Raw genomic sequence first — 16,075 nt, forward strand, 5'->3', positions numbered from 1 at the left:
ATTTCAATGATTTCTTCAGAACGAGAAACTTCGTCGCCAGCAGCGCCGCCGCCCTCGTCAGTGAGCGGATGTATAATCCTACCCCCTCAATCAAGTCAACACTATCTATCACAAAAATTACAAAAATCAGACAACTCATTGATTGTAAAAGAAAATCTTCAGATGTGGATGAATAACGCAAAACCAGACGCCCAAAACACAGGGTTCCAGAGCACACCCCCAGCCCGCATTTGAGAAGGAAGAACCCCGGAAAGGATTTCACGCTTGAATGGACCGCCCCACTTGCTAGTGTCGGCACCCTTATAGAGGAGAGGATCATGCTGGTACTGCACGAAACCGAGACTGCGGAAGCGCTGAAGTGGGACGAGCTGACCAACGCGATCGAACGGATGTTCCGCAGCCATTGCGTGACGCCGGTCCGTCACCATCATGAAGTGGAGGTACCCGGCGAAGCGGCGGCCACTCTCCTTCTGATGCCGGCCTGGGTTCCCGGCGACTATATAGGTATCAAACTGCTTTCGGTCTTTCCCGACAACCATCTGCGCGGCCTGCCCGCAATCTATGGCAGTTATCTTCTTTCTTCCGGCAAGACCGGCAAGATGCTCGCCGTGGTCGATGGCGGTGAACTGACCGCCCGGCGCACAGCCGCGACGTCGGCCTTGGCAGCCGGTTATCTCGCGCGTGAGGATGCAAGCCAGCTCCTCGTTGTCGGCACCGGACGCCTTTCCCTCAATCTCATTCAGGCGCATTCAACAATTCGCCCCATAAAGAGTGTCAGGATCTGGGGCCGAAATCCGGCCAATGCGGAAAAGACCGCTGCAGACGCAAGGGAGATGGGTTTTGACGCCACCGCCTGTACGGATCTGGAAGCGGCAACGCGAGAAGCCGACATCATTTCCTGCGCGACGCTTTCCAACGAACCGCTGGTTCACGGCGCATGGTTGAAACCGGGCGCCCATCTCGATCTTATCGGTGCGTTCAAGCCGACCATGCGGGAGAGTGATGACGAAGCGGTGCGGCGCGCAACCATCTTCGTCGACACCCGGGAAGGCGCGATGAGCGAGGCGGGCGATATTCTGCAGCCTCTGAAGGCCGGAATCATTCGCGAGACCGATATCAAGGCCGATCTCTTCGACCTCGCGGCCGGCCGGCACCGGGGCCGCACCGCCAATCACGAGATCACCCTGTTCAAGTCGGTGGGCGCGGCGCTGGAGGACCTTGCCGGAGCCATCCTTGCCTATGAGGCGGTTACCGCGCGCTTCAAATCGGAAACCTGATGCCATTCAATCTGCCCAGCCTCCCGGTCTCGGAAAAGCTTGCCGATCTGGCTGAAGCGCTCCTCCGGGAGAACCGCGCCGTCCTTTCCGCTCCCCCGGGAGCGGGCAAGACGACGATCGTGCCGATCCATCTTCTGGACCAGCCCTGGCGGGGGGACGGCCGTATTATCCTGCTCGAACCGCGTCGGCTCGCGGCGCGGGCGGCGGCGAGCCGGATGGCGAGCCTCATCGGGGAAACCGTCGGCGAGACCGTCGGCTATCGCATGCGGCTCGACAATCGGGTTTCGGCGCGAACACGGATCGAGGTGGTGACGGAAGGCGTATTCGCCCGCATGATTCTCGAGGATCCCGAACTCAATGGTATCGCGGCGGTTCTGTTCGACGAATTCCATGAGAGATCGCTCGATGCGGATTTCGGTCTGGCGCTGGCGCTCGACGCCCAGACTGCGTTGAGGCCCGACCTCAGGATCCTCGTGATGTCGGCGACGCTCGACATCGAGCGCGTCGCAACCCTTCTCGACAAACCGCCCGTCATCATCAGCGAAGGGCGAAGCTTCCCCATCGATATCCGCCATCAGGACAGGCCGGGCGGCACGCGCATCGAGGATGCAGTGACCTCGGCCATTGCCACTTCGCTCGCCCAGGAAACGGGCTCAATCCTCGCCTTCCTGCCGGGACAGGCGGAGATCCGCCGCGTGGCCGAACGGCTCGACGGCAAGGTCACGTCATCGACCCATGTCGTACCGCTTTACGGGAACCTCTCGCAGAAGGAACAGGACGAGGCGATCCGACCAGCTGCGCCCGGCATGCGGAAGGTGGTGCTGGCGACCTCCATCGCCGAGACCTCCATTACCATCGACGGCGTCAGGATTGTCATCGACAGCGGGCTTCAACGCCTCCCGGTCTTCGAGCCGTCGACCGGCATTACACGGCTTGAAACGGTCAGGGTTTCACGCGCATCCGCCGACCAGCGCGCCGGCCGCGCCGGACGAACGGAACCCGGTATCGCCATCCGGCTGTGGCATCAGGGACAAACGGCTGCTCTCCCGGCATTTACGCCACCGGAGATTCTTGCGAGCGATCTCTCCAACCTCGTGCTCGACATGGCGCATTGGGGCGTTCTCGAACCCGAAGGCCTGCGCTTCATCGATCCACCACCGGCCGCGGCCTGGAAGGAGGCGAAGAACCTCTTGCAAATGCTGGGTGCGCTGGACAAGACCGGAGCGCTCACGGCCAAGGGGCGCACCATGCGTGATCTCGCCCTGCCCGCGCGACTTTCCGCCATGGTGCTTGCTGCTGCGGAGGATGGACAGGCCGCGGAGGCTGCGCGTCTTGCCGTGCTTCTCACCGAACAAGGGCTCGGCGGCACCAGTCTCGATCTGGAAGAACGCCTGCGCCGCTTCGAACAGGAGAAGGGCGAACGTGCTTCGGCAGCCCGCAAACTTGCCGAAAGGATCGTCGGCGGTTTGCGCAGTAATAAGCCTCAAGGTGTACGGACAACCGCCGGTCGCCTGCTGATCCATGCCTATCCCGACCGGATCGCCCTTTCCCGAGGTGCGCGGGGGCGTTTCGTCATGGCAAATGGCCGTGGCGCCGAGATTGAGGAAACCGACCGGCTTGCCGGCTCCCGTATGCTGGTGATCGCCGACCTGTCCGGCCAGGCGGCGCGAGGCCGGGTGCTTGCCGCAGCCGAAATCCGTCGCGATGATATCGACGAACTGATGCCCGAGGCCATTCGTACCGCGGACGAATGCTTCTTCGATCCGTCAAGCCGGCAGGTGCGGGCCCGGCGGTCAACACGGCTTGGCGCCATCGTGTTTGACGAGACACCCCTCCCCAAGCCAGCCGGTGCGGAAGCCGCGCAGGCGCTTGCCGATGGGGTCAGGCAGCTTGGACTGTCCGCCCTGCCCTTCTCCAAGGCTGGGGAACAATTGCGGCAGCGAATCGGCTTCCTTCACCGCAGCATCGGCGAGCCGTGGCCCGATATCGGAGACGACGCACTTCTTGACCGACTTGCCGACTGGTTTATCCCGTTCCAGACCAATGTCCGTGGTATCGACGATATAACATCGGGTTCGCTTTTCGACGGACTGATGTCACTCGTTCCGCACGAGGTGCAACGCGATCTTGAAAAGCTGGCGCCGACACACTTCACCGCCCCGACCGGGCAGAACCATCCGATCCGCTACGACGGAAACGAGCCGACGCTTGCGATCCGGGTGCAGGAACTGTACGGCCTGAAGTCTCATCCGGCGATCGGCGGCGGCAGGCTGCCGCTGTTGCTGGAGCTGACTTCGCCGGCGCACCGACCGATCCAGACGACGCGGGACCTGCCGGGTTTCTGGGCTGGATCCTGGAAGGATGTGCGCAGCGATATGCGCGGGCGTTATCCCAAACACCCCTGGCCGGAAAACCCGGCCGATGCAGCACCGACGACACGCGCAAAGCCGCGTGGTACGTGAGCCGTGACAGAGCAAAGGAGAGGCCCTGCATGATAAAGCCGACGCAGGATGTGGGGAGACATTTCGGACCCTCCAGCCGGAGGTTGAGACTGCAGACGCTGGTGCGCCTGCGCTGGCTGGCGGTGGCGGGACAAGGCATCACGGTCTTCATCGTCGCCTTCCTCCTGGAATATCCGCTGCCATTCACCACGAGCATGGCGTTAATCGGAGCGCTCGCGGCGGCAAACTTCCTGTTGTCCGTCACCTTCCCTCCGACCTACCGGCTGGAGCCGCTTGCCGCGTTCGCCGTGCTCGGGCTTGATCTGTTCCAGCTCGCGGCCCTGCTCTTCATCACCGGCGGGCTCGCCAATCCGTTTGCGCCGCTGATCTGCGTTCCAGTGATCATCTCGTTTGCCTCCCAGCCGCGGGGGCTTTCGATTGCGCTCCTGGTGCTCGCGCTGTTTTTCATTACCGCGCTGGCGTTCACACCCTATCCCCTCCCCTGGCATAGCGGCGAGACCCTGCCGACCCATCCCGTCATGCAGCTCGGCATCTGGTTATCAATCACCTCGATGATGACGTTTGCGGCTTTCTATGCCTATCGTGTCTCGCAAGAGGCGGCGCTGCTTGCCGACGCGCTTTCGGCGACCGAGCTGATCCTGCAGCGGGAAAAGCATCTCTCGCAGCTCGATGGCCTTGCCGCCGCCGCTGCCCATGAACTCGGCACTCCACTTGCCACGATCAGCGTTGTCGCCAAGGAGATGGAGCGCGAACTGGGGAATGACGAGCGCTTCGGCGAAGACGTGCAGCTCCTGCGCAGCCAGAGCGAGCGCTGCCGCGACATCCTGCGTCGGCTGACGAGCCTGCCCTCCGAAAATGAGGAACACATGCGGCGCCTGCCGCTTTCCTCGATGATCGAGGAAGTGCTGGCACCGAACAGGGAGTTCGGCGTCAAGCTTGAGCTGGTAGAGAAATCGGACCGGTCAAAGGAGCCGATCGGGGTGCGCAATGCCGGCATTCTCTACGGCCTCGGCAACCTCGTCGAAAACGCAATCGATTTCGCGCGCGACAAGGTGACCGTTACCGTGGAACACGACGCCTCGAAGGTGGTCATCACCATCGAGGACGACGGTGAAGGCTATTCCGCCGACGTTCTGCAACGCATCGGCGAACCCTATGTCACGAGCCGGCAACGGGACGACAAGGCAGGCGGACTGGGCCTCGGCCTGTTCATCGCCAAGACACTGCTGGAACGATCCGGCGCGACGCTCCGGTTTGAAAACGGCGGTCCGGACCGACCAGGCGCGCGCGTGCGGATCGCATGGCCGCGTGGCCTGATGGACGCAGGGCGCTGAAATGACTTTACCCGCCGGTCATAAGTGGCCATAACCGGACAAGAATGTGAACAGAATGCCCCGCAGGGATGGCAGACCATGACAGAATTCGCTTCATCCGGCTCGAAGAGCGACATCGCAACCAATATCGATGAAAGCATCGGCCCCGATCCGAGCCTGCTGATCGTCGATGACGATGCCCCCTTCCTCCGTCGTCTGGCGCGCGCCATGGAATCCCGCGGCTTCGCCGTCGACATGGCCGCTTCTGTCGCAGAAGGCATTGCGAAGTCGAAGGCCACGCCGCCGAAATATGCGGTGATCGACCTGAGGCTCGGAGACGGCAACGGTCTCGATGTGATCGAAGCCATTCGCGAGAAGCGGAGCGACACGCGGATCGTGGTTCTCACCGGCTACGGCAACATCGCGACCGCTGTGACGGCAGTCAAGCTCGGCGCGCTGGATTATCTCTCCAAGCCTGCCGATGCCGATGACATCTTCCTGGCGCTGACCCAGCGTCCGGGCGAAAAGGCCGAGGTGCCGGAAAACCCGATGTCGGCCGACCGGGTACGCTGGGAGCATATCCAGCGCGTTTACGAAAGCTGCGACCGCAACGTCTCGGAAACGGCCCGGCGCCTCAATATGCATCGTCGCACGCTTCAGCGCATTCTCGCCAAGCGTGCGCCAAAATAAGACAATCCGGTATTATTCGGTCGCGGGGGTTCTCGCGGCCCATTCCGCCATCATCAGCCGCTGTGCTGCGGTGCGCGAAAAGTTCAGCGTGACCGCCTTGCGGGTCGCCGGTGGCAGCCTGTGTTCGGGCGCCTCGCGCAACAAATGCGCGCCGTAACCATCCGAGACAAGAAGCCCGCAATCCTCCGGGAATATATCGAGCGGCACCTCACCGTGGGTCGCGAAAAACAGCCGGTCACAATAACTTCTATACTCCGGCCATTTGCGGTCGACACGAAAATCCTCGATCGAGGATTTGATTTCGATGATCCAGATCTCGCCCTTGTCGGTCAGGCCGACCAGATCGGCCCTGCGGCCATTGGCAAGCGACATTTCCGGAAGCAGGGCCAGCCGCATCTCGTTCAGCAGCACCTGCACGCCGCGACGCACCAGCATAGCGCGATCGGACTGGCGCCCGTCGATTAAGGGGTTGTTAACGGCAACGGAAACAATCGTCATGTATAAGCCTGGCCTGCCCTTGTGGCATGTTGCAAAAAAGCAATGCGGAGTCATTTTGCATTGCCGAAGTCCCGTGGTCCTTCCGCGCTACTTGCCAAGGCGAACTTAATCAAAAATAAACCATAAACAAAGATGGTTGAGCCCACCATCTCTCAGCTTGAACCCTACGAGACATCCCCATGCGCCTTCGCAATGCATTGACCGTGTTCGGCCTTGTCGCAACACTCGGCCTCGCCGGCTGCACAACCACTTCCACGACGACTACCCCTTCCGAAGAACCGAAGGAAGCCGCCGAAGCAACCACCACCAAGATCTTCAGCGATTCCTACGGCAGCGTAACTGACGCCGGCTTCGCTCTCCCGGCTATCCCGATCAGCCGCGTGGACAAGAAGTTCCACCGTCAGATTGTTGACTATTCTACCACGGAAAAGCCCGGCACGATCGTCGTAAACACCCGCGAACGCTTCCTTTATTATGTGCTGCCGAACGGCAAGGCCGTCCGTTACGGTATCGGCGTCGGCAAGCAGGGTTTTGCATGGCAGGGTGAAGCCTATATCGCCTGGAAGCAGGAATGGCCGACCTGGCACCCGCCGAAGGAAATGGCGGAGCGCAAGCCGGAAATCGCCAAGTATGTCGAGGCGGGCATGGGCCCGGGCCTCAGCAACCCGCTCGGTGCACGCGCCATGTACCTGTTCGACGACAAGGGCCGCGATACGCTGTTCCGCCTGCATGGCACGCCGGAATGGGCCTCGATCGGTACCGCCGCTTCCTCGGGCTGCATTCGCCTGATGAATCAGGACGTCATCGATCTCTACAACCGCGTTCGTCCCGGCAAGGGCGCTCGCGTGGTCGTCCAGCAGTAAGCTTCATCGACCGCTTCAGATATGAAAAAAGCCGCCGGGATCACCGGCGGCTTTTTTATTGGGCTTCAGCGGATCTTATCCGGCAAGCTTTGCCTTCAGTTCACGGCGGCGGCGATGCAGAACCGGCTCGGTGTAGCCGTTCGGCTGTTCACGACCCTTCAATACCAGTTCGAGAGCAGCCTGAAAGGCGACAGAGCCGTCGAAATTGCCGGCCATGGGGATATAGGCGGGATCACTCGCGTTCTGGCCGTCGACCACGGCAGCCATCCGCTTCATCGTCTCGATCACCTGCGTTTCGGGGATGATGCCGTGATGCAGCCAGTTGGCCATGTGCTGGGCGGAAATGCGCAGCGTTGCCCGGTCCTCCATCAGGCCGACATTGTTGATATCCGGAACCTTGGAGCAGCCGACGCCCTGATCGATCCAGCGAACGACATAGCCAAGGATACCCTGCGCATTGTTATCGATCTCGTGCTGGATTTCTTCCGCCGTCCAGTTGGGACGGGGTGCGACCGGTACCGAAAGGATGTCGACAAGCTTGGCGCGCGGACGGGATTTCAGCGTGGCCTGGATGTCGGCGACGTTGACGCGGTGATAATGGGTTGCGTGAAGGGTCGCCGCCGTCGGAGACGGAACCCAGGCGGTATTGGCGCCGGCCTTGGGATGGGCGATCTTCTGCTCCAGCATGGCGGCCATCAGGTCCGGCATGGCCCACATGCCCTTGCCGATCTGCGCATGGCCGGAAAGCCCGCATTCGAGGCCGATATCGACGTTCCAGTTCTCGTAGGCCGATATCCAGGCTGCCTGCTTCATGTCGCCCTTGCGGATCATCGGGCCGGCTTCCATCGAGGTATGGATCTCGTCGCCGGTCCGGTCGAGGAAGCCGGTGTTGATGAAAACGACGCGTTCGCGGGCAGTGCGAATGCATTCCTTGAGGTTGACCGTCGTGCGGCGCTCCTCATCCATGATACCCATCTTGATGGTGTTCGGCGCCATGCCGATCAGTTCTTCGACGCGCGAAAAGATCTCGCAGGCAAAGGCGACTTCTTCGGGTCCGTGCATCTTCGGCTTGACGACATAGAGCGAACCTTCACGGGAATTGGCCCGCCGGCCATTGCGGCCAATGTCATGCAGGGCAATGAGCGCGGTGACAGCCGCATCCATGATGCCTTCCGGAACCTCGTTACCGTCGCGGTCGAGGATTGCCGGGTTGGTCATCAGGTGGCCGACATTGCGCACCAGCATCAGCGAACGACCGTGCAAGACGAGTTCCGAACCGTCCGGCGCAGTGAACGTCTTATCCGGGTTGAGAGCACGGACGAAGGTCTTGCCGCCCTTGCTGACTTCCTCCGTCAGGTCGCCCTTCATCAGGCCGAGCCAGTTTCCGTAAACGACCACCTTGTCCTCGGCATCGACGGCAGCGACCGAATCCTCGCAGTCCATGATAGTGGTAATGGCCGATTCGAGGTGGATGTCGTCGATATGGGCAGCATCGGTCTTCCCGATCACGCCTTCCGCATTGATGAGGATCTCGAGATGCAGACGGTTGCGGCGCAGTAGGATCGCCTGCGGCGCGTCGGGCGCACCGCGATAGCCCACGAATTGTGCCGGATCGGCAAGCCCGGTGACGCCACCGCCGGAAAGCGTGACGAACAGCGCATCCTTGTCGATGGAAAGGCCCGCGACATCGGCCCATTTGCCGGCGGCGAGCGGTGCCGAATCATCGAGCAGCTGGCGACCCCATGCGATGACCTTCGCGCCGCGGACGGGGTTATAGCCCTTGCCCTTCTCGGCGCCATCAGTTTCCGGGATGGCATCGGTGCCGTAGAGCGCATCGTAAAGCGAGCCCCAGCGGGCATTCGCGGCATTCAGCGCATAGCGGGCGTTCATGACCGGTACGACGAGCTGCGGTCCGGCAATCTCGGCGATCTCCGCGTCGACATTTGCCGTCGTTACCGAGAAATCTCCACCTTCCGGCAGGAGATAGCCGATTTCGCGCAAAAAAGCCTCATAGGCACCCATGTCAACGGGTGCGCCATTTGCCTTGTACCAGGCATCGATCGTCGCCTGCAGTTCGTCCCGCTTTGCAAGAAGCGCACGGTTCTTCGGCGCGAGATCGTGAACGATCGCCGAGAGACCGGCGAGATAGCGCTCGGGGTCCACGCCGGTCCCGGGCAGCGCCTTCTCGATCAGGAAATCATACAGGCCCGTGTCGATGGACAGTCCGTGGCTCTCAATGCGGCTCATCGCCAATTCTCCTCGCAATCCGATTAGAAAATTCGTGCTGGGAGCATGCCTTGATCTTATTGAGTGTCAATCGAGCACGAATAACAAATATTTATTCCAAAAAGGAAAAAGTTAGCGTCGATCTCACACACTGGCCGATACACGGGGGCGTCCGCTCGCCGTCGCGATGATCCGGGCTTCCATCAGCTTGCGCCGTCCTTCGATTTCGGGCGCATCGATTTCACGCGCGAGCACCACGACGACATCGGCAGCACCGCTGGCCCGCGCATGCTCAAGCGCGTTTTGTGAAGCCCGTTCTTCAGCCTCGGCCAGCGCCGCTTCCTCTTCCGCAAAGCGCCGGTTGTCTCCCCCGCCAGCCACGATGAAGACCCCCTCTTCCGGCGAGGTGACGAAGATCGTTACGGTGGAGCGGACCTGTCCGACAACAGCGCCGACCGCATTGGCGACATCGGCGGCTTCCGGCACAGCACAGGTCGCTGACAGCATCTCGGCAATCGCCGGGTAGTAGACCGGAGCGGACGCGCCGAGACCTATCAACGGGCGGTCGAGGGACAGGGTAAAGCGCGCAATACCGGTCTGGCGGTTCAGAGCGCGGTCGATCAGCACCGAGCGGGCCGGATCGATATCAGCAAGACCATCTTCGGCAAGGCAGGCCGAAAGAATGGCTTCCGCCGACTGTCGCGTCAGCCTGTCTACGATGCGTTGGGCGAGCTCTTCCGGCGACCCGGCTATCGGCTTTCCTGTGCCGTCCTTCTGCCGCATGGCAACCTGCATGCCGAGATCGGCGGCCTGCAGGTTCCACTGGCCCTGCCTGCCCAGCACATGCATCGCGTCTGAGGGAGTGAGCCCGCAGATGTGCACGAGACCCCGTGCAACAAGACGGTCAAGCGTCGCCTTCTGCTGCGTCACCGTGAGCAGCTGGTCAAGAGCCACGGGAATATCGGTGATACGGGCAAAAAGGGTCGCTTCCTGTGGCTGCAGTCCGGCGGAGAGATGATCCGGCACTCCGGTACGGACCGCGAACCGCCCGTCGTGGCGACCGACATGAGCAGAGCGCAATTGCCGTTCCAGTGTGCCGATGACCGCCTCCCCGTGCAGCATCGCGGCAAGGCTGAGGGGCACGAAACGACGGGGACCGAGATCAATCCGCGGCGCAAGCCCGCGGTCGTCGAAGCGGACTTCGGAATCACCTCCGAGACCATAGGTGCGCATAGCGACCGCTTCCACCATGGTGCGATAACCGCCGACCACCGCACCATCGGCATCGAGACGCGGGCGGCCGTTTTCCATGACAGCCACATCCGTCGTGGTGCCGCCGATGTCGGAGACCACGGCATCTTCGAGCCCGGTCAGGTATCTCGCGCCGACAAGGCTTGCCGCCGGGCCGGAAAGAATGGTCTCGATCGGACGAAGCCGCGCCTCGGCCGCCGAAATCAGCGCACCGTCGCCACGCACCACCATCAGCGGTGCGTGGATACCACGATGTTTCAGGTGATCCTCGCAGGCGCCGACAAGGCGGTCGATCATCGACACCAGCCGGGCATTGAGCAGCGTCGTCAACGCGCGCTTCGGCCCCCCGAGCTTGGAGGAAAGCTCGTGGCTGCAGGTAACCGGCAGATGGGATTTCTCTCGGATGAAGTCCCTCACCCGTATCTCATGGGAGGGATTGCGGACCGCGAAATAACCGGCAACGGCGAAGGAGGATACGTTCGCCGCCAGTTCCGGCAGGATCGCTTCGAGCGCCGTCATGTCGAGTGGTGTCTCGTTGCCATGGACATCATGGCCCCCCGGCAGGAAGATCACCGGATCGGCACCCAGCGCATCCGCAAGACCATCTCGCCGCAGATCCTCCGGGCCAAAGCCGATCATCACCAGGGCAGCGCGTCCGCCCTGCCCTTCGACAAGCGCATTGGTGGCAAGCGTGGTCGAGAGCGACACGAGACCGATGGCATCAGCCGGTAGACCGGAAGCGGAGAGCACGTTTTCCAGCGCCCCGGAAATCCCGATCGACAGATCATGCCTTGTGGTAAGGGCCTTGGCCTTGGCGATCAGTCCATCCGTCTCGCTGAAAAGCGCGGCGTCGGTATAGGTGCCGCCGGTATCGATGCCCAACATATAATGAAGTGTCACGCCACGCCCCGCATTCCAGAAAGACCGCAAGAAACGGTCCTACGCTTTATGCACTCACGGAAATCGCCGCGCTAGCTGACAAACGGCAAATTATGACCTGTCGCGTGGAGTAACCAGCATGGGCAATCCGCCTGCCGGCTGAACGGTGAGCTTCTGCACCGGCCACGGCCGCGGGCCGGCCTTCGGCGTAAAACGAAAGCGATGCATCAGAACGGCAAGCGCAATGACGGCCTCCTGCAATGCAAAGGTTGCCCCGATGCAGACGCGAGGGCCGACGCCGAAGGGCAGATACTGGAAGCGGCCGATGCGCTCACGGTTTTCCGGCAGGAAGCGGGCGGGATCGAAGACTCGGGGGCGATCCCAATGCAGCTTATGGCGATGCAGCGTCCAGGGCATGATGAGGATCGTCGCACCCTTGCGGATATCCAGAACCTTGCCGTCCGCCGCAACGAACCTGTCGTCTTCCAGCGCCCGCCGGTTGATCGACGGCGCCGGCGGATAGAGCCGAAGCGCCTCTTCAAAGGCGGCCCGAACGTGTGGCATGCGATCGGCCCAGGTCACGGGATCGGCACCGCTTGCGATGACCTCGTCGATCTCCGCCTCCATCTTCTGCCGATATTCCGGCAGATGGGCGATACAGTAAAGCGTCCAGCCAAGCGCGCGGGCTGTGGTTTCGTGGCCGGCACCGATGAAGGTGAGGATGTTGTCCTCGATTTCCTCGGTTGTCAGCCCGTCAGGCCCTTCGATTTCCAGAAGCAGGGTCAGAAAATCCCGGGGCGCCGTCGCCGGATCCCGGGCAATCGCGGCGCGTCGACGTTCCATCGTATCGCGCACCAGCTTGCGGAACTTCTCCAGCACCCGCTGTCCGCCAATGCGCGTCAGCCGCGGAAGCCAGGTGGGGGCCGCCAGCATGTCGAGCGGATCGATACGTCCCATCCGGTGCAGCAGCGCATCCACGTCACCGGCAACGTCTCCACTTTCGGATGCCAGTTCGCCGGAAAACAACGTCTCCGACAGGATCTGATAAGTCAGTTCCGTCATGTCGGTGGAAATGTCGTGAGTGCTGCCGTGGATATCCGCGCTGATATAGCGAGCGGCAAATTCCTCGCTTTTTTCCAGCATCTGCCGCGCGAAACCCCTAGCGTGGCGAGGCGTAAAGACCGGCGCCATGGCCTTGCGCGAGCGCTTCCAGACGTCGCCCTCGGCAGTCAGCAGACCATCGCGCAGAATGGGACGCAGCACAAGCTGCCGCACCACGTCCATGGGATAGTTGCCGGCATTGTCGACCAACACATGGCGGATGAGGGCCGGATCGTTGACGATGATAGTGGTACGGCCGAAGAAGCGGGTTTCGATCCATGGCAGCGTGTAGGAAGGGTCGCCCCAGAGCTCCAGCGGATTGCGCAGCACCGTACGAATGATTTCGAGACGTGAGGGCGGGACCTTTCTCGGCAAGGGCGCCGGAGGCTCGTAGCCGTCATTTACGCTGTCCTCGGCCATCTCCGTCATCGTTTACCCTCGGATGAGACCGTTTCTAGTCCGTTTCAGAGCAGCTTTTCCAGCTCATCGAGCCGATCATTCACCAGCCAGCCGTAATAGTTTTCCTCCGGCCAGACCGTGGATCCACCGGCGTTCTTTCGTGCCAGCGCCTGCGCCCGCTGCCTGGAATTACCGACATTGAAGAGCGTCGCGGTCACGCCGGGATTGGTCGAGATATCCATGCCGGCAATCGACTTGTAATCGTCAATCGACTTGCGGATAACCGCCGCCATGAAGGCAAGCGAGATATCCGGGTCCATGATCGCCTTGTAGACGCCGGCCGCATCGGTCTCGTCCAGCTTGGCATAACCCGACTTCTGGGCCACGAGGTCCGACATCATCAGCGCCGTCAGCGGATTGATCTGGCCAAGGCCGAAGGTCTGGCCCGCATAGAAAGGCTGGAAGAAAACAGCGCTGAAGCGATTGTCGGGATAGGACTTGCCGCCAACCGAGCGGCCCTTGAACTTGGCATTCCAGACGTCTTCGCGGCAGGTCCAGAGCGCGTAGGAGTCATCCTTGCCCTCGCATTCGGCAAATTCCGGGCGGGCAACGAAATCATCGACATCCTCGCCCTTGTAGGCGAAGCGGAAGCTGTTGCCTGCATAGGAGGCCGCCTTCACGTAATAGCTCTGCAGATTGTCGTAGGCGTCGACATTATAGGTATGCTCGCCGACGATTGCCCCGATCATGTGGATCGGGTCGATGCCATAGGCAGACGCCGTACTGCGGATCTTCGACATCAGCCGCTTATCCGAGGCCAGAAGGTCGCGCACTTTTTCATACTTGACGTCGAACGTGGTCTTTCCCGCCTTGGTACGGCGGACGGAAGCTCCGGGAATGGCAGGTTGTTCGGCATTGCGGTTCCCCGCGGGCACTGCCACAGGCGCTGCCTGCAGACCAGCAGGCGCCATCACAAGAAGCGCCAGAAGAATTGCCGAAATGATACGTGCCACGATCCGTTTGCCCTCCAGACTTCACTTTCCGATCGGCTACCGCGGGGGATAAGCCCGGGCGGCGACTTCACTTACATAAGCGAAGCCGCCGTTGTCGACCGGGAGATATGTCACTTTCGTGCGATTTGGGGGCAAAAGCACGAAAATAGATGCTCCTGCGTCACAGAATGTAGCGCGACAGATCCAGATCCTGCGCGATCCCGCCGACATGTTTTTGAACATAATCGGAATCGATCATGATCGAGGAGCCCGCGCGGTCAGGCGCATTGAACGAAACGTCGTCGAGCACCCGTTCCATCACGGTCTGCAGGCGGCGTGCGCCGATGTTCTCGACGGACGTGTTCAGCTTCACGGCGACATCAGCAAGTGCGTCGATCGCATCCTCGGTGAATTCGAGATCGAGGTCTTCCGTCGCCATCAGCGCCCTGTACTGGCGGATCAGGCTCGCCTCGGTCTCGGTCAGGATGCGACGGAAATCTTCCTTGCTGAGGGGCTTCAACTCGACGCGGATCGGCAGGCGGCCCTGAAGCTCCGGCAGAAGGTCCGAAGGCTTGGCCACGTGGAAGGCGCCGGACGCGATGAAGAGGATATGGTCCGTCTTCACCGGGCCGTATTTGGTCGAAACCGTCGTGCCCTCGACCAGCGGCAGCAGGTCGCGCTGCACGCCTTCGCGAGAAACGCCGGCGCCGACGCCGCCGTCACGAGCCGCGATCTTGTCGATCTCGTCGAGGAAGACGATGCCGTCGTTCTCGACGGAGCGCACGGCCTCGCGCTGGATGACCTCGTTGTCGATCAGCTTGTCGGACTCATCCCGGATCAGGTCGGCATAGGATGCCTTGACGGTGGTGCGCACCTTCTTGGTGCGGCCGCCCATGGCCTTGCCGAACATTTCGGAGATGTTGAGGATACCGACATTGGCGCCAGGCATGCCCGGGATTTCGAAGCCCGGCATGCCGCTGCCGCTGTCTGCGACCTCGATGTCGATTTCCTTGTCGTCCAGTTCGCCGCTACGCAACTTCTTGCGGAAGCTGTCACGGGTCGCCGGCGAAGAGGTAGAGCCGACGAGCGCGTCGAGCACCCGCTCCTCGGCGCCGGCATGGGCCTTGGCCTGAACCTCGGCGCGCTTCTTTTCACGAACGAGGCCGATGCCGATCTCGACGAGATCGCGGATGATCTGTTCGACATCACGGCCGACATAGCCGACTTCGGTGAACTTGGTGGCTTCCACCTTGATGAAGGGTGCGCCCGCAAGCTTGGCGAGGCGGCGGGAGATCTCCGTCTTGCCGACGCCGGTCGGGCCGATCATCAGGATGTTCTTCGGCATCACTTCGTCGCGCAGCGTCTCATCAAGCTGCTGGCGGCGCCAGCGATTGCGCAGCGCAATCGCCACTGCGCGCTTGGCCTCGTGCTGGCCGATGATGAAGCGGTCCAGTTCCGAGACGATCTCACGGGGAGAAAAGGTTGTCATATCGATGTTCCAAAGGGTCGAATGGGTTGATGATGACGGATCGGGCCGATCAATTGTCGCTGTCGAGGGTTTCCACCACGACATTGTCATTGGTGTAGACGCAGATGTCAGCGGCAATCGCCATGGCGCGGCGGGCCACTTCTTCCGCCGACTTGTCCGAATCCATCATGGCGCGCGCTGCGGCGAAGGCGTAATTGCCGCCGGAGCCGATCGCGATCGCCCCATGCTCGGGCTCCAGCACGTCGCCATTGCCGGTGATCGCAAGCGTGATGGTCTTGTCGGCGACGAGCATCATGGCTTCGAGATTGCGGAGATACTTGTCGGTGCGCCAGTCCTTGGCGAGCTCGACGGCCGCGCGCATGAGCTGGCCCGGATATTGTTCGAGCTTCTTTTCAAGCCGCTCGAGCAGCGTGAAGGCGTCAGCCGTGGCACCGGCGAAACCGGCGATCACCTCGCCCTTGCCGATGCGCCGCACCTTGCGGGCATTGCCCTTCATGACCGTCTGGCCGAGGCTCACCTGCCCGTCGCCGGCCATGATGACCTTGCCGCCCTTTCGTACAGTAATAATCGTTGTCATTGGGCACCTGTCTGGTCCCGTAGGGGACTGTTTTCCTGGGGGCGCGACACGGCCCCGT

Annotated in this window: 13 protein-coding genes; 5 read left to right on the plus strand and 8 right to left on the minus strand. The window is 61.7% G+C overall.

Annotated features, from left to right (window positions below; genetic code table 11):
- Positions 1-319: hypothetical protein (locus tag H4I99_RS24355; protein WP_206683979.1), on the minus strand; the 319-nt coding region annotated here is incomplete at its 3' end.
- On the opposite strand from H4I99_RS24355, the gene lhpI reads away from it, so the two are divergent.
- The 4 genes from lhpI to H4I99_RS15280 all read left to right on the plus strand — a co-directional run bounded on the left by lhpI (position 318) and on the right by H4I99_RS15280 (position 5,742).
- Positions 318-1,277 carry a bifunctional Delta(1)-pyrroline-2-carboxylate/Delta(1)-piperideine-2-carboxylate reductase gene (gene lhpI / locus H4I99_RS15265; RefSeq protein WP_163902492.1) on the plus strand — a complete coding sequence of 320 codons (960 nt, stop codon included), beginning with the start codon at positions 318-320 and terminating at the stop codon, positions 1,275-1,277. The two genes, H4I99_RS24355 and lhpI, sit on opposite strands and share 2 nt — an antisense overlap.
- Entirely contained in the window at positions 1,277-3,739 is a 2,463-nt protein-coding gene (hrpB, locus tag H4I99_RS15270; RefSeq protein ID WP_164490818.1) for an ATP-dependent helicase HrpB, read from the plus strand. Before lhpI ends, hrpB begins: the two co-directional genes overlap by 1 nt.
- Positions 3,740-3,768: 29 nt before the next feature.
- Positions 3,769-5,073, plus strand: a complete 1,305-nt coding sequence (locus tag H4I99_RS15275; protein WP_163902490.1) for an ActS/PrrB/RegB family redox-sensitive histidine kinase — start codon at positions 3,769-3,771, stop codon at positions 5,071-5,073.
- 78 nt (positions 5,074-5,151) lie between these two features.
- Positions 5,152-5,742, plus strand: a complete 591-nt coding sequence (locus tag H4I99_RS15280) for an ActR/PrrA/RegA family redox response regulator transcription factor (protein ID WP_163902488.1) — start codon at positions 5,152-5,154, stop codon at positions 5,740-5,742.
- A 12-nt stretch (positions 5,743-5,754) separates the two neighbouring features.
- Here the strand turns inward: H4I99_RS15280 and H4I99_RS15285 are convergent, their stop codons facing one another.
- Complete coding sequence (locus H4I99_RS15285; protein WP_163902486.1) at positions 5,755-6,240, minus strand: MmcB family DNA repair protein; 486 nt, start codon at positions 6,238-6,240, stop codon at positions 5,755-5,757.
- 179 nt (positions 6,241-6,419) lie between these two features.
- Here H4I99_RS15285 and H4I99_RS15290 point away from each other — a divergent pair, with 179 nt between their 5' ends.
- Positions 6,420-7,103, plus strand: a complete 684-nt coding sequence (locus H4I99_RS15290; RefSeq protein WP_163902484.1) for a L,D-transpeptidase — start codon at positions 6,420-6,422, stop codon at positions 7,101-7,103.
- Positions 7,104-7,178: 75 nt separating this feature from the next.
- On the opposite strand, the gene H4I99_RS15295 is transcribed toward H4I99_RS15290, so the two are convergent.
- The 6 genes from H4I99_RS15295 to hslV all read right to left on the minus strand — a co-directional run bounded on the left by H4I99_RS15295 (position 7,179) and on the right by hslV (position 16,017).
- Entirely contained in the window at positions 7,179-9,350 is a 2,172-nt protein-coding gene (locus tag H4I99_RS15295; RefSeq protein WP_163902482.1) for a malate synthase G, read from the minus strand.
- Positions 9,351-9,473: 123 nt separating this feature from the next.
- The gene (locus H4I99_RS15300) at positions 9,474-11,480 is read right to left on the minus strand and encodes a hydantoinase/oxoprolinase N-terminal domain-containing protein (protein WP_163902481.1); all 2,007 of its coding nucleotides are present in this window, start codon (positions 11,478-11,480) and stop codon (positions 9,474-9,476) included.
- Between the two features lie 90 nt (positions 11,481-11,570).
- The gene (locus tag H4I99_RS15305; protein ID WP_163905981.1) at positions 11,571-12,980 is read right to left on the minus strand and encodes a cytochrome P450; all 1,410 of its coding nucleotides are present in this window, start codon (positions 12,978-12,980) and stop codon (positions 11,571-11,573) included.
- Between the two features lie 44 nt (positions 12,981-13,024).
- Positions 13,025-13,972: a DUF1402 family protein gene (locus H4I99_RS15310; protein ID WP_163902479.1), complete on the minus strand. Its 948-nt coding sequence runs from the start codon at positions 13,970-13,972 to the stop codon at positions 13,025-13,027.
- Positions 13,973-14,132: 160 nt separating this feature from the next.
- Positions 14,133-15,440 (minus strand): ATP-dependent protease ATPase subunit HslU, encoded by a 1,308-nt coding sequence (gene hslU / locus H4I99_RS15315; RefSeq protein ID WP_163902477.1) that lies wholly within the window; start codon positions 15,438-15,440, stop codon positions 14,133-14,135.
- Positions 15,441-15,489: 49 nt separating this feature from the next.
- Positions 15,490-16,017 carry an ATP-dependent protease subunit HslV gene (hslV, locus tag H4I99_RS15320; RefSeq protein WP_163902475.1) on the minus strand — a complete coding sequence of 176 codons (528 nt, stop codon included), beginning with the start codon at positions 16,015-16,017 and terminating at the stop codon, positions 15,490-15,492.
- Between the last annotated feature and the right edge of the window lie 58 nt (positions 16,018-16,075).

This window comes from Paenirhizobium daejeonense (assembly GCF_014280875.1).
In the GTDB taxonomy this organism is placed as follows: domain Bacteria; phylum Pseudomonadota; class Alphaproteobacteria; order Rhizobiales; family Rhizobiaceae; genus Allorhizobium; species Allorhizobium daejeonense.

Coding starts and splice junctions, on each gene's coding strand:
- lhpI (WP_163902492.1), top strand. CDS start 318: ATGCTGGTACTGCACGAAACCGAGACTGCGGAAGCGCTGAAGTGGGAC.
- hrpB (WP_164490818.1), top strand. CDS start 1,277: ATGCCATTCAATCTGCCCAGCCTCCCGGTCTCGGAAAAGCTTGCCGAT.
- H4I99_RS15275 (WP_163902490.1), top strand. CDS start 3,769: ATGATAAAGCCGACGCAGGATGTGGGGAGACATTTCGGACCCTCCAGC.
- H4I99_RS15280 (WP_163902488.1), top strand. CDS start 5,152: ATGACAGAATTCGCTTCATCCGGCTCGAAGAGCGACATCGCAACCAAT.
- H4I99_RS15285 (WP_163902486.1), bottom strand. CDS start 6,240: ATGACGATTGTTTCCGTTGCCGTTAACAACCCCTTAATCGACGGGCGC.
- H4I99_RS15290 (WP_163902484.1), top strand. CDS start 6,420: ATGCGCCTTCGCAATGCATTGACCGTGTTCGGCCTTGTCGCAACACTC.
- H4I99_RS15295 (WP_163902482.1), bottom strand. CDS start 9,350: ATGAGCCGCATTGAGAGCCACGGACTGTCCATCGACACGGGCCTGTAT.
- H4I99_RS15305 (WP_163905981.1), bottom strand. CDS start 12,980: ATGGCCGAGGACAGCGTAAATGACGGCTACGAGCCTCCGGCGCCCTTG.
- hslU (WP_163902477.1), bottom strand. CDS start 15,440: ATGACAACCTTTTCTCCCCGTGAGATCGTCTCGGAACTGGACCGCTTC.
- hslV (WP_163902475.1), bottom strand. CDS start 16,017: ATGACAACGATTATTACTGTACGAAAGGGCGGCAAGGTCATCATGGCC.